The organism is Citrobacter amalonaticus Y19 (assembly GCF_000981805.1).
In the GTDB taxonomy this organism is placed as follows: domain Bacteria; phylum Pseudomonadota; class Gammaproteobacteria; order Enterobacterales; family Enterobacteriaceae; genus Citrobacter_A; species Citrobacter_A amalonaticus_C.
The window spans coordinates 5,551,232-5,575,419 of record NZ_CP011132.1; the positions used below are offsets into that span (position 1 = coordinate 5,551,232).

The 24,188-nt window shown below is 53.2% G+C and carries 20 protein-coding genes and 1 pseudogene; 18 read left to right on the forward strand and 3 right to left on the reverse strand.

Annotated features, from left to right (window positions below; genetic code table 11):
- Positions 1-2 precede the first annotated feature (2 nt).
- The 4 genes from F384_RS25955 to F384_RS25970 are packed head-to-tail and all read left to right on the forward strand — an operon-like array spanning position 3 to position 3,480.
- Positions 3-1,280 carry a zinc-binding dehydrogenase gene (locus F384_RS25955; RefSeq protein ID WP_046497283.1) on the forward strand — a complete coding sequence of 426 codons (1,278 nt, stop codon included), beginning with the start codon at positions 3-5 and terminating at the stop codon, positions 1,278-1,280.
- Positions 1,277-2,248 carry a class II fructose-bisphosphatase gene (gene glpX, locus F384_RS25960; RefSeq protein WP_046497286.1) on the forward strand — a complete coding sequence of 324 codons (972 nt, stop codon included), beginning with the start codon at positions 1,277-1,279 and terminating at the stop codon, positions 2,246-2,248. Before F384_RS25955 ends, glpX begins: the two co-directional genes overlap by 4 nt.
- 15 nt (positions 2,249-2,263) lie before the next feature.
- Positions 2,264-2,773, forward strand: coding sequence for an MltR family transcriptional regulator (locus F384_RS25965; RefSeq protein WP_046497288.1), 510 nt, complete (start codon positions 2,264-2,266; stop codon positions 2,771-2,773).
- The gene (locus tag F384_RS25970) at positions 2,770-3,480 is read left to right on the forward strand and encodes a nucleoside/nucleotide kinase family protein (protein ID WP_046497299.1); all 711 of its coding nucleotides are present in this window, start codon (positions 2,770-2,772) and stop codon (positions 3,478-3,480) included. The genes F384_RS25965 and F384_RS25970 overlap by 4 nt, the downstream gene beginning before the upstream one ends.
- On the opposite strand, the pseudogene F384_RS29625 reads toward F384_RS25970, so the two are convergent.
- A pseudogene (locus F384_RS29625) lies at positions 3,437-3,601 on the reverse strand (ABC transporter ATP-binding protein); the annotation flags it as partial. The gene F384_RS25970 and the pseudogene F384_RS29625 overlap by 44 nt on opposite strands.
- A 279-nt stretch (positions 3,602-3,880) precedes the next feature.
- On the opposite strand from F384_RS29625, the gene epd reads away from it, so the two are divergent.
- The 5 genes from epd (at position 3,881) to F384_RS25995 (ending at position 10,293) form a co-directional block, all read left to right on the forward strand.
- Positions 3,881-4,900: an erythrose-4-phosphate dehydrogenase gene (epd, locus tag F384_RS25975; protein ID WP_046497303.1), complete on the forward strand. Its 1,020-nt coding sequence runs from the start codon at positions 3,881-3,883 to the stop codon at positions 4,898-4,900.
- A gap of 51 nt (positions 4,901-4,951) precedes the next feature.
- Positions 4,952-6,115: a phosphoglycerate kinase gene (gene pgk / locus F384_RS25980; protein ID WP_046497306.1), complete on the forward strand. Its 1,164-nt coding sequence runs from the start codon at positions 4,952-4,954 to the stop codon at positions 6,113-6,115.
- A gap of 90 nt (positions 6,116-6,205) precedes the next feature.
- Complete coding sequence (gene fbaA, locus F384_RS25985; RefSeq protein ID WP_046497308.1) at positions 6,206-7,285, forward strand: class II fructose-bisphosphate aldolase; 1,080 nt, start codon at positions 6,206-6,208, stop codon at positions 7,283-7,285.
- Positions 7,286-7,725: 440 nt separating this feature from the next.
- Positions 7,726-9,057 carry a hypothetical protein gene (locus F384_RS25990; protein ID WP_046497314.1) on the forward strand — a complete coding sequence of 444 codons (1,332 nt, stop codon included), beginning with the start codon at positions 7,726-7,728 and terminating at the stop codon, positions 9,055-9,057.
- 12 nt (positions 9,058-9,069) lie between these two features.
- The gene (locus F384_RS25995; RefSeq protein WP_046497316.1) at positions 9,070-10,293 is read left to right on the forward strand and encodes an amidohydrolase family protein; all 1,224 of its coding nucleotides are present in this window, start codon (positions 9,070-9,072) and stop codon (positions 10,291-10,293) included.
- A 113-nt stretch (positions 10,294-10,406) separates the two neighbouring features.
- On the opposite strand, the gene F384_RS26000 is transcribed toward F384_RS25995, so the two are convergent.
- Entirely contained in the window at positions 10,407-11,312 is a 906-nt protein-coding gene (locus tag F384_RS26000) for a carbamate kinase (RefSeq protein WP_046497320.1), read from the reverse strand.
- A gap of 334 nt (positions 11,313-11,646) precedes the next feature.
- Here F384_RS26000 and F384_RS26005 point away from each other — a divergent pair, with 334 nt between their 5' ends.
- The 8 genes from F384_RS26005 (at position 11,647) to F384_RS26040 (ending at position 20,184) form a co-directional block, all read left to right on the forward strand.
- Positions 11,647-12,870: an MFS transporter gene (locus F384_RS26005; protein WP_046497324.1), complete on the forward strand. Its 1,224-nt coding sequence runs from the start codon at positions 11,647-11,649 to the stop codon at positions 12,868-12,870.
- A 12-nt stretch (positions 12,871-12,882) separates the two neighbouring features.
- Positions 12,883-14,544, forward strand: coding sequence for an acyl-CoA synthetase FdrA (locus tag F384_RS26010; RefSeq protein ID WP_046497328.1), 1,662 nt, complete (start codon positions 12,883-12,885; stop codon positions 14,542-14,544).
- Between the two features lie 15 nt (positions 14,545-14,559).
- Positions 14,560-15,822, forward strand: coding sequence for a DUF1116 domain-containing protein (locus F384_RS26015; protein ID WP_046497332.1), 1,263 nt, complete (start codon positions 14,560-14,562; stop codon positions 15,820-15,822).
- A gap of 39 nt (positions 15,823-15,861) precedes the next feature.
- Complete coding sequence (locus F384_RS26020; protein WP_046497335.1) at positions 15,862-16,689, forward strand: DUF2877 domain-containing protein; 828 nt, start codon at positions 15,862-15,864, stop codon at positions 16,687-16,689.
- On the forward strand, positions 16,646-17,584 hold the full coding sequence (gene allS, locus F384_RS26025; RefSeq protein WP_046497339.1) for an HTH-type transcriptional activator AllS: 939 nt from the start codon (positions 16,646-16,648) through the stop codon (positions 17,582-17,584). Before F384_RS26020 ends, allS begins: the two co-directional genes overlap by 44 nt.
- A gap of 122 nt (positions 17,585-17,706) precedes the next feature.
- Positions 17,707-18,567 carry a small-conductance mechanosensitive channel MscS gene (locus F384_RS26030; RefSeq protein WP_046497341.1) on the forward strand — a complete coding sequence of 287 codons (861 nt, stop codon included), beginning with the start codon at positions 17,707-17,709 and terminating at the stop codon, positions 18,565-18,567.
- Positions 18,568-18,711: 144 nt separating this feature from the next.
- Positions 18,712-19,347, forward strand: coding sequence for an arginine exporter ArgO (gene argO / locus F384_RS26035; protein ID WP_046497343.1), 636 nt, complete (start codon positions 18,712-18,714; stop codon positions 19,345-19,347).
- A 93-nt stretch (positions 19,348-19,440) separates the two neighbouring features.
- Positions 19,441-20,184: an oxidative stress defense protein gene (locus tag F384_RS26040; protein WP_046497347.1), complete on the forward strand. Its 744-nt coding sequence runs from the start codon at positions 19,441-19,443 to the stop codon at positions 20,182-20,184.
- Between the two features lie 187 nt (positions 20,185-20,371).
- On the opposite strand, the gene ettA is transcribed toward F384_RS26040, so the two are convergent.
- Entirely contained in the window at positions 20,372-22,039 is a 1,668-nt protein-coding gene (ettA, locus tag F384_RS26045; protein WP_046497348.1) for an energy-dependent translational throttle protein EttA, read from the reverse strand.
- Positions 22,040-22,250: 211 nt separating this feature from the next.
- Between ettA and sltY the strand changes: the two genes are divergently transcribed.
- The gene (gene sltY, locus F384_RS26050; RefSeq protein ID WP_046497352.1) at positions 22,251-24,188 is read left to right on the forward strand and encodes a murein transglycosylase; all 1,938 of its coding nucleotides are present in this window, start codon (positions 22,251-22,253) and stop codon (positions 24,186-24,188) included.

The following is a 24,188-nucleotide window of genomic DNA, read 5'->3' on the forward strand; positions in this document are numbered from 1 at the left end:
ATATGAAAACGAAAGTTGCTGCAATATATGGCAAACAGGATGTCCGTATCCGTGAGTTTGAATTACCTGAAATTACGGAAAATGAACTGTTAGTCAGCGTGATTTCCGACAGCGTATGCTTATCCACCTGGAAGGCCGCAAAATTAGCCAGTGAACATAAGCGTGTTCCTGATGACCTGGAAAATCACCCGGTGATTACCGGTCATGAATGCGCCGGGATCATTGTCGAAGTGGGAAAAAACCTGACTGGGAAATATAAGAAAGGGCAGCGTTTTGTTTTACAACCCGCAATGGGATTGCCGAGTGGTTATTCTGCGGGATACAGCTACGAATATTTCGGTGGTAATGCCACGTATATGATTATTCCTGAAGTCGCGGTAAATCTGGGGTGTGTATTGCCGTACCACGGTTCTTATTTTGCGGCCGCGTCGCTGGCAGAACCGATGTGCTGCATTATTGGCGCCTATAAGGCGAATTATCATACAACGCCTTATGTTTATGAGCATCGCATGGGAATTAAGCCTGGTGGCAATGTTGCCCTTTTAGCCTGCGCCGGGCCAATGGGGATAGGGGCGATTGATTATGCCATTAACGGCGGGATCCAACCGTCGCGCGTAGTGGTCGTGGATATCGATGAGACGCGTCTGGATCAGGCTAAAAAGCTGCTCCCGGTCGAACTGGCCGCGGGTAAGGGAATCGAACTCATCTATGTAAATTCGTCTGGAATGGCTGACCCTGCAACGCAACTGCGTGAATTAACGGGCGGAGTCGGGTTCGATGATGTTTTTGTCTATGCCGCCGTGCCGGCCGTCGTGGAGATGGCTGACGATATTCTGGCAGAAGACGGTTGCCTGAACTTCTTCGCCGGTCCGACAGAGAGTCGCTTTAAAGTCCCCTTTAATTTTTACAACGTGCATTACAACAGTACACACGTGGTCGGAACCTCCGGCGGTTCTACTGATGATATGAAAGAGGCGATTGCGCTGAGCGCAACGGGCCAGCTTCAGCCGTCGTTTATGGTGACCCATATTGGCGGTCTCGATGCGGTGCCTGATACCGTGTTGAACTTGCCGGATATTCCGGGCGGCAAGAAGCTTATCTATAACGGTGTGACGATGCCGCTGACGGCCATTGCTGATTTCGCCGAGAAAGGCAAAACCGATCCGTTGTTCAGGGAACTGGCGCTGTTGGTTGCCCAGACGCACGGTATCTGGAACGAAAAGGCGGAAAGATACCTGCTGGCGCAGTTTGGCGTGGATATTGGGGAGGCGGCGGCATGAAGTCGTTGGCATGGCCGCTATTTCGCATCACGGAGCAGGCAGCGCTGGCTGCCTGGCCGCAAACCGGCTGCGGCGACAAGAACAAAATCGATGACCTGGCGGTCAGCGCGATGCGCTCGGCCCTGAATGATATTGCCATTCGCGGGCGCATCGTCATTGGTGAGGGCGAGATTGATCACGCGCCGATGTTGTGGATTGGCGAAGAAGTTGGCTGCGGCAGCGGACCGGAGGTTGATATCGCCGTCGATCCCATTGAAGGTACCCGGATGGTTGCGATGGGGCAGAGCAATGCGCTGGCGGTCATGGCGTTTGCGCCGCGGGGAAGTTTGTTACATGCCCCTGATATGTACATGAAAAAGCTGGTTGTTAACCGGCAGGCGAAAGGGGTGATTAATCTGGCGCGGCCACTGGCGGACAATCTGCGTCATGTGGCGAAAGCGCTGGGCAAACCGCTGGATCGACTGCGCATGGCCACGCTTGATAAACCGCGACTTCAGCCGGCGATTGCCGAAGCCACGCAGTTAGGGGTGAAAGTCTTTGCTCTGCCTGATGGCGATGTGGCGGCCAGTGTTCTGGCCTGTTTGCAGGATAACCCTTATGACCTGATGTATACCATTGGCGGTGCGCCAGAAGGCGTGATATCTGCCTGCGCGGTGAAAGCGTTGGGGGGCGATATGCAGGCCGAGCTGATCGATTTTTGTGAAGCAAAAGGAGACACCGCAGAGCATCGTCTGATTGCCGCCCGGGAGCGCCAGCGCTGCGCGGAAATGGGCGTCGAGGTCAATCGGGTCTATACGCTTGATGAGCTGGTGGCGGGGAATAACGTCCTCTTTAGCGCGACGGGGGTGACCCGCGGCGATCTTGTAAATGGGATCCAGCAGGTCGCGAAGGGAGTGCGCACGCAAACTTTACTGATCGGCGGCGCGGATCGAACGTGTAATATAATAGACTCTCTGCATTCATGGTGATTGATCGGGAAACAAATGACGACGCTGACAGAAGACGATGTGCTGGAGCAACTGGATGCTCAACATAACTTACTTTCGTTTATGACGACGGCACATTCCATTTTGCTACAGGGTATTAAGCGCTTTCTGCCGTCGCTATTTGTCGATAACGATGAAGAGATTGTGGAATATGCAGTAAAGCCGTTACTTGCCCAGAGTGGGCCGCTTGATGATATTGATGTTGCGCTACGCCTGATTTATGCGCTGGGAAAAATGGACAAATGGCTTTATGCCGACATTACGCATTTTTCTCAGTTTTATCAGTATGTCAGCGAACAGGATGAAAGCCCGGAATTTGCTGATGACATCACCTGGGATTTCATCAGCAACGTCAACAGTATCACCCGGAATACGACCTTATATAGCGCGCTGGAGTCGATGAAATTTGCTGACTTTGCGGCGTGGTCTGAGGTGCGTTTTACCGCAATGGTCAAGACGGCAATGACGCTGGCGGTGACGACAATTTTGAAGGAATTAACACCGTGAAAATCGGACTGATGGTCAACGGGTTGCGGGTTGAAGCCCATTATCATGATGATGAGATAGAGAACGTTCATAAACCGTTATTACAACGACTGGCAAACGTCCATTCCGTGAACGCCAGGCTACGCACGATTGTGTTTCTGAGCGCGCCGCCAGGGACCGGGAAATCCACACTGACCACGTTCTGGGAATGGCTTTCTCATCAGGATCCCTCTTTGCCGGAGATCCAGACGCTGCCGATGGATGGTTTCCATCATTACAATGACTGGCTGGACACTCACCATCTGCGTGCGTACAAAGGGGCGCCAGAGACGTTCGACGTTGAAAAACTGGCGCAGAATCTGCACCAGATTAGAGAAGGCGAAGGGACCTGGCCGCAATATGACCGGCAAAAGCACGATCCGGTCGAAGACGCGATTGTGGTGAGCGCGCCGATTGTCATTGTGGAAGGCAACTGGCTGCTACGGGATGATGAAAGATGGCGGGCGCTGGCGGCGTTCTGTGATTATTCCCTGTTCATTCGCGCGCCAGCGGAGGCTCTGCGTGCGCGGCTGGTGGGGCGCAAACTGGCCGGAGGATTATCGACCGCCGACGCCGAGGCGTTTTACACGCGTACAGACGGACCGAATGTGGAGCGTGTTCTGGAGAACAGTCGACCAGCCGATCTTACTCTGGAGATGACGGCGTCGGGAGCGTATCGGATTGCGTGAGCGTTTTATTATGGAGTCGAACAACCCGTGAGAAGTGACGCTGGATAAAAGCAGCGTCATGACTGATTGCAACTACGCTGGTGCCTCTGTTACGACAAACGGCAAGCCAGTGTTCAAACACGGCACCGAAAAGATCTTGCGATGCTTATTCGCGATTCTGGAATAAATTCCACGGCAGTGAGCCCTGAAATGTGATGTATGTCAGATAACTGTCTTCTTCGACTGGACAATCATTCCTTTTATTCCCCGTTTCGCTTATTCTAGCTGAAGCGTTTCAGTCGATTAAATGTTCGACAAATAATCAATCAGTCGCAGTTTGCGACAGGTAAGGTTTCCCTGAAGGATGCGCTGGATTACTCTGTCAGCCACATCTGAATCGGGATAGCCTTGCAGGAGATCTATGACCGTACGCGTAGCGATTAATGGCTTCGGTCGCATCGGACGTAATGTGGTTCGTGCTTTATATGAATCCGGACGTCGGGCGGAAATCACCGTGGTGGCAATCAATGAACTGGCGGATGCCTCGGGCATGGCGCATTTGTTGAAATATGACACCAGCCATGGACGTTTTGCATGGGACGTTCGCCAGGAGCGCGAGCAGCTCATGGTTGGCGACGACGCGATTCGCATTCTGCATGAGTCCTCGCTTGACGCGCTACCCTGGCGCGAGCTGGGCGTTGATATCGTGCTGGACTGTACGGGCGTCTACGGGAACCGCGAACACGGCGAGGCGCATATCGCCGCTGGCGCGAAGAAAGTGCTCTTTTCACATCCTGGCAGTAACGATCTCGACGCCACCGTGGTATTTGGTGTCAATCAGGATCAACTGCGTGCGGAGCACCGTATCGTCTCCAATGCTTCCTGCACCACGAATTGTATTATTCCCATTATCAAATTATTGGATGATGCCTATGGCATTGAATCCGGTACGGTGACGACCATTCACTCCGCGATGCACGATCAGCAGGTTATTGATGCATACCATCCTGACCTGCGTCGTACGCGCGCGGCGAGTCAGTCGATCATTCCGGTGGATACCAAACTGGCGGCTGGCATCACCCGTATTTTCCCGCAGTTTAACGATCGTTTTGAAGCGATTGCGGTGCGGGTACCGACGATAAACGTCACGGCAATCGACTTAAGCGTGACGGTGATGAAGCCCGTAAAAGCTAATGAAGTCAACCAGTTGCTGCAAAAAGCGGCACAAGGTGCATTTCATGATATAGTTGACTATACGGAATTACCGTTGGTCTCAGTCGATTTTAATCATGACCCGCATAGCGCCATTGTCGATGGCACACAAACCCGGGTCAGTGGCGCGCACCTTATTAAGACACTGGTCTGGTGTGACAATGAATGGGGCTTCGCTAACAGAATGCTCGACACCACGTTAGCGATGGCTGCAAAAGGTTTCAGGTAGGGCGCGAAGGCGTCTGCAAAACTTTATCAAGAATCAACGAGAGGATTCACCATGTCTGTAATCAAGATGACCGATTTGGATCTTGCTGGTAAACGTGTTTTTATCCGTGCGGATCTGAACGTACCAGTTAAAGAAGGGAAAGTGACCAGTGATGCACGTATCCGTGCTTCTCTGCCGACCATCGAACTGGCCCTGAAACAGGGTGCTAAAGTCATGGTAACTTCCCACCTGGGTCGTCCTACCGAAGGCGAGTACAACGAAGAATTCTCTCTGCTGCCGGTTGTTAATTACCTGAAAGACAAACTGTCTAACCCGGTTCGCCTGGTAAAAGATTACCTCGACGGCGTTGAAGTGGCTGCCGGTGAACTGGTGGTTCTGGAAAACGTTCGCTTTAACAAAGGCGAGAAGAAAGACGACGAAGCGCTGTCCAAAAAATACGCCGCGCTGTGCGACGTGTTCGTGATGGACGCCTTTGGTACGGCTCACCGTGCGCAGGCTTCCACCCATGGTATCGGCAAATTTGCTGACGTCGCGTGCGCCGGTCCGCTGCTGGCAGAAGAACTGGACGCGCTGGGTAAAGCGCTGAAAGAGCCGGCTCGTCCGATGGTGGCTATCGTGGGCGGTTCTAAAGTTTCTACCAAACTGACCGTTCTGGACTCTCTGTCCAAAATCGCTGACCAGCTGATCGTTGGCGGCGGCATCGCGAACACCTTCGTTGCCGCTCAGGGCCACAATGTGGGCAAATCCCTGTACGAAGCCGATCTGGTTGATGAAGCCAAACGTCTGCTGACCACTTGCGATATCCCGGTTCCGACTGACGTTCGCGTCGCGACCGAGTTCTCTGAAAGCGCTGCAGCCACGCTGAAATCTGTAAATGACGTAAAAGAAGACGAGCAGATCCTGGATATCGGCGACGCTTCTGCACATCAACTCGCTGAAATTCTGAAGAATGCAAAAACCATTCTGTGGAACGGCCCGGTTGGCGTGTTTGAATTCCCGAACTTCCGTAAAGGGACTGAAATCGTGGCTAACGCGATTGCAGACAGCGACGCGTTCTCTATCGCAGGCGGCGGCGACACTCTGGCAGCTATCGACCTGTTCGGTATTGCTGACAAAATCTCCTACATCTCCACTGGCGGCGGCGCATTCCTCGAATTCGTGGAAGGTAAAGTTCTGCCTGCAGTAGCGATGCTCGAAGAGCGCGCTAAGAAGTAAGACACTCATGGGCAGGGAAACCTGCCCAATTTTCAGCGCGCTTTAGTGGCACGCACCCCTTTCCAAGGCCGAAGATACAGGACTCGTAACATGTCTAAAATTTTTGATTTCGTAAAACCTGGCGTTATCACCGGTGATGACGTACAGAAAGTTTTCCAGGTAGCAAAAGAAAACAACTTCGCTCTGCCAGCCGTTAACTGTGTCGGTACCGACTCTATCAACGCCGTTCTGGAAACCGCTGCAAAAGTTAAAGCGCCGGTCATCGTGCAGTTCTCTAACGGTGGCGCTGCGTTCATCGCGGGTAAAGGCGTGAAAACTGACGTTCCTCAGGGCGCGGCAATCCTGGGCGCGATCTCTGGTGCGCATCACGTACATCAGATGGCTGAGCACTACGGTGTTCCGGTTATCCTGCACACTGACCACTGCGCGAAGAAACTGCTGCCGTGGATCGACGGTCTGCTGGACGCGGGCGAAAAACACTTCGCTGCAACCGGTAAACCACTGTTCTCTTCTCACATGATCGACCTGTCTGAAGAGTCACTGCACGAAAACATCGAAATCTGCTCTAAATACCTGGCGCGCATGTCCAAAATTGGCATGACCCTGGAAATCGAACTGGGTTGCACCGGTGGTGAAGAAGATGGTGTGGACAACAGCCACATGGATGCTTCTGCCCTGTACACCCAGCCGGAAGACGTTGATTACGCGTACACCGAGCTGAGCAAAATCAGCCCGCGTTTCACCATCGCCGCTTCCTTCGGTAACGTGCATGGCGTTTACAAGCCGGGTAACGTGGTTCTGACCCCGACCATTCTGCGCGACTCTCAGGACTATGTTTCTAAGAAACACAATCTGCCGCACAACAGCCTGAACTTCGTCTTCCACGGTGGTTCCGGTTCTACCGCTCAGGAAATCAAAGACTCCGTAAGCTACGGCGTAGTGAAAATGAACATCGATACCGATACCCAATGGGCGACCTGGGAAGGTGTTCTGAACTACTACAAAGCGAATGAAGCGTATCTGCAGGGTCAGTTGGGCAACCCGAAAGGTGAAGATCAGCCGAACAAGAAATACTACGATCCGCGCGTATGGCTGCGTGCTGGTCAGGCAACGATGATCACCCGTCTGGAGCAGGCTTTCAAAGAACTGAACGCGATCGACGTTCTGTAATTTATTTCTGTCACTAAAGCCCTGGTCAATTCGACCGGGGCTTTTTTTATCAATTTCATCGTCCCGTCTTTCCACAAGAACCTCAATAATTCCCTGTCTGATATCATATATTTTCCCCATGTCGTTATTCTTAATAAAACAATAAATTTTCACGTTATTATTATTCTATGGGATTCTTCAGGCATGAAAATAATTAAATTATCATGCCCAGAATTCCGTCCGTTGTCATGGTTTGCTTGTTAATATTTTTAATTAATCACCGGTTGATTGTGTGAATTTTTTACGTAATACCCATTTGTGATAATCATCAATATCAACGTCGCGTTAATACAGGAATATCCCCGCTGCAAGATAGACAGAATGTAGGGTGTTCAACACGATATAAAACCACAGCGAGTTCTTCGTATATCGCAAATGTTTATTGTTTGATCGGAGATTGTATGAGCAGAAAAACGGTTGGCATTTTTATTGCCATTGCCTTGTGCTGTCTTTTATCCTGGATTGCACAAGGTCAGCCCGGTACAGGGTTTTACAAAGTAGTAACAGTTATTCCACTGTTTCTTATTCTGGGTTTATTATTTTTACAGGTTGATATGTTGGTTGCCGCTTTAGCCGGTGGCGTGGCGGCAATGATATTAGGGCAAATCGGCCTTGCGGGTACCAGTAAAATGATGCTGGATACCGTGCCAAAAATGTTAGCTATCACCGTACCTATTCTAAATTCCGCGGTCGCGACGGCGGTGTTTAAAGCCGGGGGATATACCGCGGCATTGACTTTGGTTCGGCGTAAAATCGGTGGACGCATTGAGTTCATCGGCGCGTTCATCGTGATACTGCAGGCTGCCGCGACATATATGTCTGGTATTGGCGGCGGTAGCGCAATGGTCGTTGCGCCTTTAGCATTTGCTGCAGTGGGCGTAATTCCTCAGGTTATCGCAGGGATGTCTATTGCGACGGCTGCGTCGTTCACAACCTCTCCGGCTTCTCTGGAATCGAGTATTGTCTCCAGTTTATCGGGTACACCAGTAGGCGAATACGTGGCAGTCATGCGCCCATACTGGCTGCTGTTTTGCGTGATTGGCATCATCATTGCGTTTATTGGCACACGTCGTCGTAAAGCGCTGTTTACCACTGAAGAGTCTGATGAAATGAAGAGCATGAGTAATGCTCAGTTATGGCGTCTGACTATTCCTGCTATTTTCTTGCTGTTTGCGGTTATTGCCGGGCCAATGGTTAATGAACTTATCGGTACGCCGCTGTTTGGTCCTTTACTGTATACCATTGTGACGATTGCGCTGATTTACTTTTGCAGCAGTCTTGACCTGAATAAATCTGTTGCTGCGATGGTTGATGGTTCACAATATATTCTGACGCGTTTATTCTCTGTCGGTTTGTTCCTGACATTTATCAATATCATCGGTGAAACAGGTGCATTTACGACGATTGCGGGTGTAGTACAAAGTGCGCCATCAGGTATTGTTGTACCGGTTGCCGTTCTTGCCGGTTTTTTAATCGGTGTTCCGGCAGGCGCCTATGTTGGATCTATTTTGACTCTCGTTCTCCCCGTGACGGTTGCGTTGGGCTTCACCCCCATTCAGATTGGTATGGTCGCCATCGGGGTGGGTTTCGGTAGCCAGTTAAGTCTGGTCAATATCACGATGCAAGCGCTCTCCTATGGGTTCCAGATCCCCATTATTAACGTTTCACGCGGTAACCTGCCGTACGTGGGTAGTTGCACCATTTTACTCCTGCTTCTCTCATTCTTTGTTTAGAAGGAACACGTCATGGACTTAATTTTTCGTCAGGTCAATATTAAAGATGGCTCACCACGCGTTGATGTTGCGATTAAAAATGGCAAGATTGCGGAAATTGCGCCGTCAATTTCTGCTCCGGCAAAACAGGAGGTACAGGGGAATGGAAACGTGCTGCTTCCCGGATTTGTAGAAAGCCATTTGCATCTTGAAAAGGCTTTTATTATGAACCGTAAGGCCAATCGCTCCGGAACGTTGAAAGAAGCCATTGCCGTCACGGCGGCGCTGAAACCAACCTTTACGCGTGAAGATATTCTCGAACGTTCAACTCAGGTGTTGCGTGCGCTGGTTCAGGCAGGCAGCACGCATGTCAGAGCGCATGCGGAATTTGATCCTTCTCAGGGATTCACCGGTTTTGACGTGGTGTTAGAGCTGCGGGATAAGTTTAAAGATATTATTGATATTCAGGTTGTCGCCTTTCCTCAGGAAGGGATTTTAAAACTTGATGGCATGAAGGAAATGATGGTCGAGGCCATGAAGAAAGGGGCTGATGTTGTGGGAGGGATCCCTTATAACGATTTGCCCGCGAATGAGCATATTGACTACGTTTTTAAACTTGCGAAAGAATTCGATAAAGATCTCGATTTTCACCAGGATTTTGCCGACAACGCCGATAATATGACCATCGAATATCTGGCGCATAAAACCATTCAGGAAGGGTATCAGGGAAGAGTCAGCGTTGGACATTTAACCAGCCTGGCGGCGGTCGATCCGACAAAACGTGATGAGATTATTGAGTTAATTCGCAGCGCCGGTATTAGCGTAATGTGCCTGCCTGCCACCGATCTTCATATGGGTGCCCGCAATGATACTCATAATGTGCGTCGTGCGGTGACCCCGCTCAGGGCGTTGCGCGACGGTGGCGTTAACGTGTGCCTGGCGACGAATAATATCCGCAATGCCTTTACCCCTTATGGGTCAGGCGATCTGTTGGATATTGCCCAACTGGCGTTACCGGCCTGCCATTTGGGCGGCGCTGACGATCAGTCAACCGTTATCTCTATGCTCACAACGAATCCTGCCAGGGCACTGGGGTTAAAAAGTTATGGTCTTGAAGTGGGTAAAGATGCGGATTTAGTGCTGCTGGATACCCAGACAGTGGCTGACGTTATTCTCGATCGGCCAACAAGATTAATGGTGTTAAAACGAGGAAATGTGGTGGCGACAGCGACATGCCATAAGTCTGTTTTCTTCTGATTGATCTCTCCACCAACGCCGGCATGAAAGCGCCGGCTTTATTATTCACTGTTTTCAGAATATGCAGGGTTATGAGAATCAAAGAAACGGGCGCACGCGCCCGTTTTGATTGATTAACAATGCACTAGCGTCCCTTTTTCGCCAGCGAGTATCTGCGGGGCATCTTTTAGTGCGCCAATAAATGCCTTGCGTCCGGTTTGTTTGACAAACTGGATCACTGCCGCCGCCTTTGGACCCATCGCGCCGTCTGGTGCAGCGAATGGCGCCAGCTCTTCTGTCGTGACATGCCGCAATGCACGCGCCTGCGCAGTGCCCCAGTGTTCATAAACGGCATCGGCATCGGTCAGGATCAGCAGGTGATCGGCGTTGATGGCATGGGCCAGCACTGCCGCCGTCAGATCTTTATCGATCACCGCTTCAGTTCCCTGGTAGCCGCTCCCCTGCGCCACGACCGGAACGCCGCCGCCGCCACAGCAAATCACGGTGTGTCCTGCTGCCATTAGCGCCTGAATCGCCTCGCTGTCGAGGATAGCTTGCGGCATTGGGGAGGGAACTACCCGGCGAATGTACTGCCCATCCGCCTTCATCGTCCAGCCGTAACGTTTTTCCAGCTCAGCCTGTTGTTCTGGTTGATACACCGGCCCGATGTATTTGCCCGGTGTACAAAATGCTTCATCCTGTGGATCCACTTCCACACGTGTCATCAGGGTTGTCACCGGCGCGGCGCCTGCGTTTTGCGTCAGCGCCTGGGCGATGGCGACGCCAATCATTCCCTGGCTTTCCGCGACCAGAATATCCAGCGGCCAGGCAGGTGCTTCCGTGTACGCCGCGTTCTGTAACGCCAGTAACCCCACCTGAGGTCCATTGCCATGCACAATCACCAGTTGATAATCATGGGCCAGCGTCGTCACCATTTGTGCAAAAACCTGAATGCTTCGCTGTTGGTTTTCCGCGCTCAGTACTTCTCCACGCTGTAATAACGCATTACCGCCCAGCGCAATAACCAGTTTCTTTTTCATTATGACCTCAATTTGCAAAATATCTCGCGGCCAACATAACGCTACAGGTTTTTTATGATGTGACTTATTCGACAACTTATTTACCAGCAAAAATAACTCGTTAATTCTGATGTTTTTTAAATGCTTTGTTTAAATTATTTAAACAATGATTGTTAGATTTTTTTTATAATATCGAGGTTAGTTACCAGGAATTTATAACAATGGATTTTGTGTGACTTTGCTCAAATGAAATGGCTTCGTGGCCCGATATGGTGAGGGTAGTTAAAACATAAAGCCTCATCAATCGTCAGTTAAGCTGAGGTATTACACGGTAAATATCGCCGGGAGAATGATTATGTCTGAATCATGTGAAGTGACTGAGGTCACAAAGAAAAAAGGAATACCGGCCTGGTGGGTCACCATTTTCCTGTTCTGGCTGGGGTGGATTTTTATGTATGCCGACCGGACAATATTAAATCCGGTAATGGGGGAGCTGGAAAAAGAGTTTGGATTAAGTGGTACTCAATTAGGTATTCTTAATTCAGTATTCTATTTTTCTTATGCGTTATTACAGGTTCCGGCCGGAATTTTAGGCGACAAAATCGGTAAGAAAAAAGTGCTGGTGCCAGGATTTATTCTCTTTGGCGTTTTCACCGCGGTGACTGGTTGGGCGAAAACCTGGTACACGTTATTGTTTGCCCGCGTGGTGACAGGTGCAGGAGAAGGCACTTATTACGGCCCACAATACGGTTTGTCTTCTGAGCAAATCCCTAAAAAATACCGTTCTCTGGGCAGTGCGATTATCAACAGCGGTATGGCCTTTGGTATCGCACTGGGTCTCATGTCTTCAAGCTGGCTGGTTTACGATCAGGGCCATTCCTGGCGCATGCCGTTTTATGCGATGGCGGTTCCTTCCGTATTGATTGGCGTGGCCATCTGGCTGTTTGTTAAAGAGAAAAAACGCCCCGTCGAGGTTGATGGCGTTCAGGTTAAAAAAGGAAAGTTCAGCGATCTCCTGAAAAACCGTAACCTCATTCTGACTTATATTATGGTGTTCTGCAGCCTGTTTGGTTTCTTCGTGATCCTCACTTGGCTTCCCTATTATCTGCAAAGTGAGCGCGGTATTGCCGGAAGCGAAACCGGATTTATCTCTTCGCTGGTGGCGTGGATTTCAATTCCTGGCGCGCTGTTATTCTCCAGCCTGTCTGACAAATTAGGTAAGCGTAAACCGTTAATCATGTTCCTCGTGCCGGTGGCGATCATCAGCATGCTGTCCATTATCTGGATGCCGAATATGACAGGTGTGATTGTCGCCCTGTGTGTCTACGGACTCGTCGGCAAACTGGCGTTAGATCCCGTGCTGGTTGCGCTGGTTGCCGATAGCGTCGATGAAAATAACTACAGCACCGCGTTTGGCTTATTTAACTTTATCGGCATGAGTTCCTCCATTCTTGCTCCCATTATTGCCGGCGCGGCGCGTGATATCACCGGTAGCCTGGCATCCAGTTTTTATGTCTCCGCCACTCTGCTCGGTATCGGTCTGGTGGCAATGATGTTTTTAAAAGAAAAACGCACATAAGAGGTAGCGGTAATGATTTACGCCTTTATTAAAAAGGGAAGTTTTCAGGACTCCGTCAGCCTGATGATTATTTCCCGGAAATTAAGTGAACGGCCGGAAGTCGATCAGGTCTCCGTCATGATGGGAACGCCAGCAAATAAAGCGATGCTGAATTCTACCGGGTTCTGGCATGACGACTTTGCCGAGGCCACACCAAACGATATATGCGTGGCGGTACGCACCCATGATGAACAGTCTGGGATCCTCGATGTCATTCGTGAACAACTGGAAAAAGAGCTGAACGCGATTGCCAGCGCGTCGGGCAGTTCACAGCAATTGCTGAAAGCGCGTCGCTGGGAGAGCGCCTGCCAGAAACTGCCGCAGGCCAATCTTTTGCTGGTTTCGGTGGCCGGAGAATATGCAGCCTCCGTCGCCAAAGAAGGGCTGTTGGCCGGTAAGAATGTGATGATGTTCTCCGATAACGTGCCGCTGGCGCAGGAAGTGGAACTGAAAACGCTGGCGCGTGAGAAGGGGCTTATCGTGATGGGGCCGGACTGCGGCACGGCGATGATTGCCGGTAGCCCGCTGGCGTTCGCTAATGTTTTACCGGATGGCGGGATCGGCGTGGTTGGCGCGTCTGGTACCGGTATTCAGGAGATCACTTCGCAGATTGCACTGCACCAACAGGGGATCAGCCATGCGATTGGTCTGGGAGGCCGCGATCTGAGTGCCGATGTGGGGGGGATCAGCGCCCTGACGGCGCTGGAGATGCTGGCTGCCGATGATGCCACGCAGGTGATTGCGTTCGTCTCTAAGCCGCCGTCGCCGCAGGTGAGAACCCGAATTATTGACGCGATGCAGAAGGTTGGCAAACCGGTGGTTGCGCTCTTTCTGGGGAGTAAGCCGGAGCAGCGACGTGAGGGGAATGTCTGGCTGGCAAATTCGTTGTCGGATGCCGCGCAACTGGCGGTGCTGTTGATGCGCGTGGCGCAGCAGCGTGTGATTCAACCTGAAGTCGCAGGCAAAGGTATTTACGGTCTGTATGCCGGCGGCACCCTCGCGGCAGAAGCGGCGATGCTGCTCTCAGCCGGGCTTGGGGTTCCGGTGAGCGAAAGCCACGATGCTGGCGTCATGCTGGATGCGCAGGGTCATCGCATTGTCGATCTGGGGGATGACAGTTACACGCTGGGCCGGCCGCATCCGATGATCGACCCAACCACCCGCAGCATTGAAATCGAAAAACTGGCCGCGATGCCGGACGTCGGCGTGCTGTTGCTGGATGTGGTGCTGGGCTATGGCGCCTGCGCCGACCCGGCTGGCGCGGTTGTCGAGGCGGTTGAAAAGGTTCGCGCGCAGCGCGCAGCGCCGCTGGTGACCATCGCCACCATGACCGGAACCGATGCCGACCCACAGGGGCGCAGTGGACAAATTGACATCCTGCGCGAAGCGGGTATCGCCGTGGTGGAAACCCTCGAAGAGGCCGTACTGCTGGCTATCAGCCTGACGCGCCATCAGGATGCCACCCCTTCAGTCGAGCATAACGCTTTGCTGGATGGCATACAGGTTATCAATGCCGGGCTGCGCAGCTTCGCGCTGGATCTGCAAAGCAGCGGCACGCCGGTTGTGCATTATCAGTGGGCGCCGATTGCCGGTGGCAATGCGCGTCTCGCCAGTTTACTTAAGCAGTTACATTAATTCAGAGGTACCGATATGTATTCATCAATTGCACAGGCCAACGATGCCATTATTGAACGAATTAAAGCCGCGCGACCACACTGGGTTGCTGTCCGCCCTGCGAAAGAGGCGGTGGCGGAATTGTCCTCAGGACGTAAGTTGCTGCATGCTGGCCCGCCGATTGGTTGGGAAGAGATGACGGGGCCAATGCGCGGCGCGTGTATCGGCGCATCGCTGTTCGAAGGCTGGGCCGCCAGTGAAGAAGAGGCAGTAGGGTTGTTGAGCCGGGGTGAGGTCGAATTTATTCCCTGTCATCACGTAGGCGCAGTCGGCCCGATGGGGGGCATCACGTCCGCCAACATGCCGGTGCTGATTGTCCGTGATGTGATACATGGCAATCAGTCCTGCTGCAATCTGAACGAAGGTATTGGTAAGGTCATGCGTTTCGGCGCTTATGGCGAGGACGTGCAAACGCGTCTGCGCTGGATGCGCGATACCTTAGCGCCTGTGTTGCAGGATGCGCTGAGCAACATGGAAAACGGAATAGATCTCACGGCGCTGATGGCGCAGGCGATCACGATGGGTGATGAGTTCCATCAGCGTAACATCGCGGCCTCTTCGCTGTTGCTGCGTACGTTATCTCCTGTGATTGCGGGTCTGGATCGCCCGAAAGCCGAAATCACTGAGGTGCTGCAATTCCTGAGCGTGACCGATCAATTCTTCCTTAACCTGGCGATGGCCTACAGTAAAGCAGTCATGGATGCGGCGGCTGAGATAAAAGCAGGCTCAGTCGTGACGGCGATGACGCGTAATGGTCGAGAATTTGGTATCCGCGTTAGCGGCACGGGCGATCGTTGGTTTACCGCGCCAGTGAATACGCCGCAGGGGTTGTTTTTTACTGGCTACAGCCAGGCTGATGCCAACCCGGATATCGGCGATAGCGCCATCACGGAAACGCTGGGTATCGGCGGCGCGGCAATGATCGCCGCACCGGGGGTGACGCGTTTTGTCGGTACAGGCGGCATGGGCGCAGCACTGGAAACGTCGGAAGAGATGGCAGAGATCTATCTTGCCAGCAACCCTCTGTTCCAGATCCCCTCATGGGATTTCAAAGGCGCATGCCTGGGACTGGATATCCGTCGTGTTGTCGAAACGGGGATCACGCCGCTGATCAACACCGGTATCGCGCATCGTGACGCGGGGATCGGTCAGGTTGGTGCGGGAACCGTGCGTGCACCGCTGCTCTGTTTTGAAAAAGCGCTGGAAGCACTGGCGCAGGAGCATCACATCACGGCTTAAGCCTCAAGGGGGGCGGCAATGCCGCCCCGGAGCGCATCAATGAACACCTTTAATGCTTTGGCCTGTACCGGGCTTAATCGACTGCCAGACGGTGAATGGACGCTACACAGTCGTTTTTCACAGGCGATCAATTTTATCCACGCCAGCGGCGAGTTACTGACGCTATATCGCTACGGTAAAGGGATGGGGCCGACGGGCGTGTTGCTGGGTCGTGCGCCGTTTTCTTATTTAGCTACGGTTGCGCAATTGTATAAGTCGGGGAGTCAACTGAGCGGGCAGGGGATAACGCTTCGTGCTCGTCGCCAGCTCAGATTGCAACTCAATCCTGCTGATAGCGCCCCTGTCGGGCTCTCCCGTTGTAGGCAACAAAGTGGCCTGTGTGGGGCCTTGAATCAACCCCTTAATAGCATGCCATTTTATTCAGAAATCATGGAGGCACTTGCGTGCTGGCATCACGGAGGGGAACCGGACTGGCGCTGGCTTATCGGACGTGGCCCCGGACTCACGCCCAGCGGTGATGATATGCTGACAGGGATGCTGGCGGTTTTTATTGCGGCAGAGAAACCCATTCACCTTTTTTTACCCTCGATTGATCAACTGGCATTGCTGACAACGTCGGTAAGCTGTAGCTATCTTAATAGCGCCAGGCTGGGCGAATTTTCGACCCCCGTGCTGGGCGTTATGCGCAGTTTACAAACCGGACGTCATACAGACCGTGCGCTTGGCCGTCTGCTTGCGGTAGGACATACTTCCGGCACCGACACGGTATTGGGTATCGCGTTGGCGCAACACTGGTTACAGATGGCTGACTCAAGGGGAATGCATGCTCGATCAGGAAACAATACGTACCTTTATTTGGGTGGCTGAAACGGAGAGTTTTTCCCGTGCGGCCAACTCGTTACATAAAACGCCCGCGGCGATAAGTTACCGGATTAAAACGCTGGAAGAACAGGTGGGGACGCAGCTTTTTTTACGCACCACGCGTTCTGTCAGCCTGACGCTGGCCGGGCAGCATCTGCTCGAACATTGCCGACAATGGCTCAACTGGCTGGACGCCATGCCGGATGAGTTGCAGCAGATAAATGCGGGTGTGGAACGCCAGGTCAATATCGTGGTTAACAATTTACTGTATCAGCCGCAGACGACGGCCGATCTCCTGACGTGGTTACATCAGCAATTTCCCTTCACCCGCTTTCAGATTTCCCGCCAGGTCTATATGGGAGTGTGGGACTCTTTGCTGTATGACGACTATCAACTGGCGATTGGCGTAACCGGCTCGGAATCATTGTCGAACAACATTTCGCTGCTGCCGCTCGGGGACATTAGCTGGCAGTTTGTGGTGGCGCAGAATCATCCGTTGGCCAGCCACCCGGCAACGGTGTTATCGGACGACATGCTGCGTCGCTACCCCGCCATCAATATTGAAGATACTTCGCGCACGCTCACCCGTCGCGTGGCCTGGCTGCTGAGCGGACAAAAGGAAATTAAGGTTCCGGATCTAAGTACCAAGCTGGCTTGTCACTTAAGCGGCCTGGGCGTTGGCTTCTTACCCGAGCGTCTCTGTCGCCCTTATGTGGAGTCCGGTGCGCTGGTCGCTCGTTCGGTTGCCAACCCTCGGCAACCGTCGCCGTTATCTATCGCATGGAAGAATGCCGGAAGCGGAAAAGTGGTCAGCGAAATTGCCGAAATCTTTAAGCAAAAGCATTCGCTGGTGAGCGGGTTTTTACGAATGGTTGATAGTCCCGTAGAACAGAAAAAATAGCGCCGTCCAGAACTGGAACGTAACGAAAATGGCTTATTCACCCATTATTGTTTACCTTTAACAGGGTGTTTTCGTGAGATTGATCTCATTTGCTCTGATTTGTTATGACCAAGGAACATGTAATGGAAGATTTGAATGTTGTCGACAGCATCAACGGTGCGGGGACCTGGCTGGTCCGCAACCAGGAATTGCTGTTGAGCTATGCCGTCAACATCGTGGCGGCCGTTGCCATTGTTATTGTCGGGATGATTGTGGCGCGTCTGGTATCGAACACGGTTAACCGTCTGATGGTGGCGCGTCATATTGATGCCACTGTGGCCGACTTCCTCTCCGCGCTGGTGCGCTACGGGATTGTGGCTTTCACACTGATAGCCGCGCTGGGGCGCGTGGGCGTGCAGACGGCGTCTGTCATCGCTGTTCTCGGTGCGGCCGGTTTAGCCGTCGGTCTGGCGTTGCAGGGGTCACTCTCTAACCTTGCTGCAGGCGTGTTGCTGGTGATGTTTCGTCCGTTCCGTGCCGGTGAATATGTTGATTTGGGCGGTGTCGCCGGGACGGTGCTGAATGTGCAGATTTTCTCCACCACCATGCGTACCGTGGACGGTAAAATTGTCGTGATCCCGAACGGCAAAATCATTGCCGGCAATATCATTAACTTTTCCCGCGAGCCGGTACGCCGTAATGAATTCACTGTCAGCGTCGCCTACGACGCTGACATCGATAAGGTGAAACAGATCCTCACCGGGATCATCGAGTCAGATGACCGTATTCTCAAAGATCGCGAAATGACGGTGCGTCTGAATGAACTGGGCGCGTCATCGCTTAATTTCGTGGTGCGCGTCTGGAGCAACAGCGGCGATCTGCAAAATGTGTACTGGGACGTGCTGGAACGGATTAAGCGTGAGTTTGATGCCGCGGGTATTCGCTTCCCGTATCCGCAAATGGACGTCAATTTCAAGCGCGTGAAAGCAGGCGCAGCAGAGTAATGCCAGGCCGGATGAGCATCACGCCATCCGGCAAAATCCCCTCTACATTAATTTCCCTTATCTGCGATTAATATTATCCATTTCCGCTAATGATTATCCCGCGCTATAGTCTGCGCTATAGAGACAACGCTCAGGATAATTACCGTGATATCGTATTATTTTCAAGGTCTTGCACTCGGCGCGGCCATGATACTTCCGCTCGGCCCTCAAAACGCGTTTGTGATGAATCAGGGGATACGCCGCCAGTATCACATCATGATTGCGCTGCTGTGCGCCGTCAGCGATCTGTTGCTGATTTGCGCCGGAATTTTTGGCGGCAGCGCATTACTGATGCAATCGCCCTGGTTATTGGCGCTGGTCACCTGGGGTGGAGTAGCCTTTTTGCTGTGGTACGGCTTTGGCGCGTTGAAGACGGCGATGAGCAGCAATCTGGAACTGGCCAGCGCGGAAGTGATGAAACAAGGGCGCTGGAAGATTATCGCCACGATGCTGGCGGTGACATGGCTGAATCCACACGTTTATCTGGATACGTTCGTGGTGCTGGGTAGCCTGGGCGGACAACTGGACGTGGAGCCGAAACGCTGGTTCGCGCTCGGCACCGTCAGCGCGTCCTTCCTGTGGTTCTTCGGTCTGGCGCTTCTGGCAGCTTGGCTCGCGCCGCGACTGCGTACCGCAAAAGCGCAGCGGATCATCAATACGCTGGTTGGCCTAGTGATGTGGTTTATCGCTTTTCAACTGGCAAAAGAAGGCGTTGCGCATGTTCACGCCTTGCTCAACTAAGCGTTGTCTGATGGACAACGTATCATTTCGCGCTAAGCTTGCCTGCATGCGCCCTGAAATTTGGGGCAACTCACGTAACATGGAGGAGCAACAGTGAAGTTCAAAGTGATGGCCCTGGCGGCATTAGTGGGATTCAGTGCAATGTCGGTGCAGGCAGGCGAATTGCCTGATGGACCGCACATTGTGACCTCCGGAACGGCAAGCGTGGACGCTGTGCCTGATATTGCCACGCTGGCCATTGAGGTTAACGTGGCAGCGAAGGACGCAGCGACCGCGAAGAAACAGGCCGACGAGCGCGTTGCGCAATATCTTTCCTTCCTTGAGCAAAATCAGGTCGCGAAGAAAGACATCAGCTCTGCCAACCTGCGTACCCAACCGGATTACGACTATCAGAATGGGAAAAGCATTCTGAAAGGGTATCGGGCGGTGCGCACTGTCGAAGTGACGCTGCGTCAGTTAGATAAACTCAATCCGCTGCTGGATGGCGCGTTGAAGGCGGGGCTGAACGAAATTCGTTCCGTGTCGTTAGGCGTGGCGCAACCGGATGCTTACAAAGACAAAGCGCGTAAAGCGGCGATTGATAATGCGATACATCAGGCGCAGGAACTGGCTGCGGGCTTTAACAGCAAGCTGGGTCCGGTTTACAGCGTGCGCTACCATGTCTCGAACTATCAGCCAAGCCCGATGGTGCGGATGATGAAAGCGGATGCGGCACCGGTATCGGCTCAGGAAACCTACGAGCAGGCGGCGATTCAGTTTGATGATCAGGTCGATGTAGTGTTCCAACTGGAACCTGCGGCAGGCCAGCAACCGGCAACGGCGGCTAAAGCGCAATAATCGAAAATGCCGGATGGCGCTGCGCTTATCCGGCCTACAAATACGCGTCCTGTAGGCCAGCAACCGGCAACGGCTGCTAAAGCGCAATAATTGAAAATGCCGGATGGCGCTGCGCTTATCCAGCCTACAGATACGCGTCCTGTAGGCCGGATAAGGCGTTTTCGCCGCCATCCGGCATGACTCACAATTACTTCGCAATACGTTTGTACTTGATACGCTTCGGCTCCAGCGCGTCTGCGCCCAGCGTACGTTTCTTGTACTCTTCGTATTCGGTGAAGTTACCTTCAAAAAACTCCACTTTGCCTTCATCCTGGTAGTCCAGAATGTGAGTGGCGATACGGTCGAGGAACCAACGGTCGTGCGAGATAACCATCGCGCAACCCGGGAACTCCAACAGGGCGTTTTCCAGCGCACGCAGGGTTTCGATATCCAGGTCGTTGGTCGGTTCATCGAGCAGCAGCATGTTGCCGCCAACCTGTAACAGTTTCGCCAGATGCAGACGACCCCGCTCACCGCCGGACAGTTCGCCCACGCGTTTGCCCTGGTCAACACCCTTGAAGTTAAAGCGGCCAACGTAGGCGCGGCTTGGCATTTCGGTGTTGCCGATCTTCATGATATCCAGCCCGCCGGACACTTCTTCCCACACGGTTTTGCTGTTATCCATGGCATCACGGAACTGATCAACAGAGGCCAGCTTGACGGTTTCACCCAGCGTGATGGTGCCGCTGTCGGGCTGTTCCTGACCGGACATCATGCGGAACAGGGTTGATTTACCCGCGCCGTTCGGACCGATGATACCCACGATCGCGCCTTTCGGTACGGAGAAGCTCAGATCGTCAATCAGTACGCGGTCACCGTAGGATTTACGCAGGTGGCTGACTTCAACGACTTTATCGCCCAGACGCGGTCCAGGTGGAATAAACAGTTCGTTGGTTTCGTTACGCTTCTGGTATTCGGTGCTGTTCAGTTCTTCAAAACGCGCCAGACGGGCTTTGCCCTTAGACTGACGGCCTTTCGCGCCCTGACGAACCCACTCCAGCTCTTTCTCGATAGATTTACGACGCGCCGCTTCCTGAGAAGCTTCCTGCGCCAGACGCTGATCTTTCTGCTCCAGCCAGGAGGAGTAGTTACCTTCCCACGGAATCCCTTCGCCGCGGTCAAGTTCGAGGATCCAGCCCGCGACGTTGTCGAGGAAGTAACGGTCGTGGGTAATCGCCACCACGGTGCCTTCGAAGTCGTGCAGGAAGCGTTCCAGCCAGGCCACGGATTCCGCATCCAGGTGGTTGGTGGGTTCGTCGAGCAGCAGCATGTCTGGTTTTTCTAACAGCAGACGGCACAGTGCGACACGGCGACGTTCCCCCCCGGAAAGGGTCGCGACTTTGGCATCCCAGTCCGGCAGACGCAGGGCGTCGGCAGCGCGCTCAAGTTGCACATTCAGGTTATGACCGTCGTGCGCCTGAATGATCTCTTCAAACTTGCCCTGCTGGGCGGCCAGTTTATCGAAATCGGCATCCGGCTCGGCGTATTTCGCGTAAACCTCATCCAGACCTTTCAGCGCGTTGACCACTTCCGCTACGGCTTCTTCGACAGATTCGCGAACGGTATGTTCAGGATTGAGCTTAGGTTCCTGCGGCAGGTAACCAATTTTGATGCCAGGCTGCGGGCGGGCTTCGCCTTCGATATCGGTATCGATGCCCGCCATGATGCGCAGCAGGGTTGACTTACCGGCACCGTTAAGGCCCAGTACGCCGATTTTTGCGCCAGGGAAGAAGCTCAGCGAGATGTTTTTAAGAATATGACGTTTCGGCGGAACGACTTTGCCGACACGATGCATGGTATAAACGAATTGGGCCACGTTGGACTCGCCTCTGTATTTATCGTGATGAATAAGTATTTTCAAAGGCGAAGTGTAGCCTTTTTCCCCTCTCAATCCCAGCCAGCAGATCTCACTCGCAGTAAAAGTAAAAAAGTGTCCGCGACGTGGCGTAAATGCCAATGACTGGTTAGCATGAAATCATTAGGCGGCATGAGGCTGCAACGACGTATCATATTTAGAGGAAGAGCTTGTGGACAAAGCCCAACGATTTACCTGGCGTCTTATTGTCGCCGGTGTGTGCCTGCTGACCCTAAGCCAGGCTGCGCGAGCCGATTCACTGGATGAACAGCGTAACCGTTACGCACAAATTAAGCAGGCCTGGGATAACCGACAGATGGATGTCGTGGAACAGATGATGCCGGGCCTGAAGAATTACCCCCTGTACCCCTACCTGGAATATCGGCAAATCACCGATGACCTGATGAATCAGCCGACTGTCACGGTGACCAACTTTGTCCGTGCCAACCCGACCCTGCCGCCAGCACGCACGCTGGAATCGCGTTTTGTGAATGAACTGGCGCGGCGTGAAGACTGGCGCGGGTTATTAGCGTTTAGTCCACAGAAACCGAGAACCACCGAGGCGCAGTGCAATTACTACTACGCGAAGTGGAATACCGGACAAGCGGAAGAGGCCTGGCAGGGGGCGAAAGAGCTGTGGTTGACCGGTAAAAGTCAGCCCAATGCCTGTGACAAACTGTTTAGCGTCTGGCGTGCGTCCGGCACACAGGATCCGCTCTCTTACCTGGAGCGCATCCGCCTGGCGATGAAAGCGGGGAATACCGGACTGGTGACGGTACTGGCCGGGCAGATGCCCGCGGAGTACCAGACTATCGCGTCAGCGATTATCACACTGGCAAACGATCCGAACAGCGTTATGACCTTTGCGCGCACCACCGGCGCTACCGATTTTACCCGTCAGATGGCCGCTGTGGCTTTTGCCAGCGTCGCTCGTCAGGATGCGGAAAACGCGCGTCTGATGATCCCGTCACTGGTGCAGGCGCAGCAACTGAATGAGGATCAAACCCAGGAACTGCGCGATATCGTCGCCTGGCGATTAATGGGTAACGACGTTACCGACGAGCAGGCGAAATGGCGCGATGATGCGATTATGCGCTCGCAATCCACAACGCTTGTGGAGCGTCGGGTGCGGATGGCGCTCGGGACCGGCGATCGCCGTGGCCTGAACACCTGGCTGGCGCGTCTGCCGATGGAAGCGAAAGAGAAGGACGAATGGCGTTACTGGCAGGCCGATCTGCTGCTGGAGCGGGGACGCGAAAACGAAGCAAAAGAGATTTTGCATGCGCTGATGCAGCAGCGCGGTTTCTACCCGATGGTGGCGGCGCAGCGTCTGGGGGAAGAGTATGTCCTGAAAATTGATAAAGCGCCGGGCAATGTGGATAACGCACTAACTCAGGGGCCGGAAATGGCCCGTGTTCGCGAACTGATGTACTGGAATCTGGATAACACCGCCCGCAGCGAATGGGCGAACCTGGTCACCAGTCGTACGATGACGGAACAGGCTCAACTGGCGCGTTATGCCTTCAACAATCAATGGTGGGATCTGAGCGTGCAGGCGACGATCGCCGGTAAACTCTGGGATCATCTGGAGGAGCGTTTCCCGCTGGCGTATCAGGATATCTTTACCCGCTATACCCGCGGCAAAGACATTCCGCAAAGCTACGCGATGGCGATAGCGCGTCAGGAGAGCGCCTGGAACCCGAAGGTGAAATCTCCGGTCGGCGCCAGTGGGCTGATGCAGATTATGCCAGGCACGGCAACGCACACGGTGAAGATGTTCTCTATTCCGGGTTACAGCAGCCAGAATCAGTTACTGGATCCGGAAATGAATATCAACATCGGTACCAGTTACCTGCAGTACGTCTATCAGCAGTTCGGTAATAACCGGATCTTCTCATCTGCAGCCTACAACGCCGGACCGGGCCGCGTGCGTACCTGGCTTGGCAACAGCGCGGGACGGATTGATGCCGTGGCGTTTGTCGAGAGTATTCCCTTCTCGGAAACGCGCGGCTACGTGAAGAACGTGCTGGCCTACGATGCTTACTATCGTTATTTCATGGGACAGAAAGACACCCTGATGAGCGATTCTGAGTGGCAGAGACGTTATTAA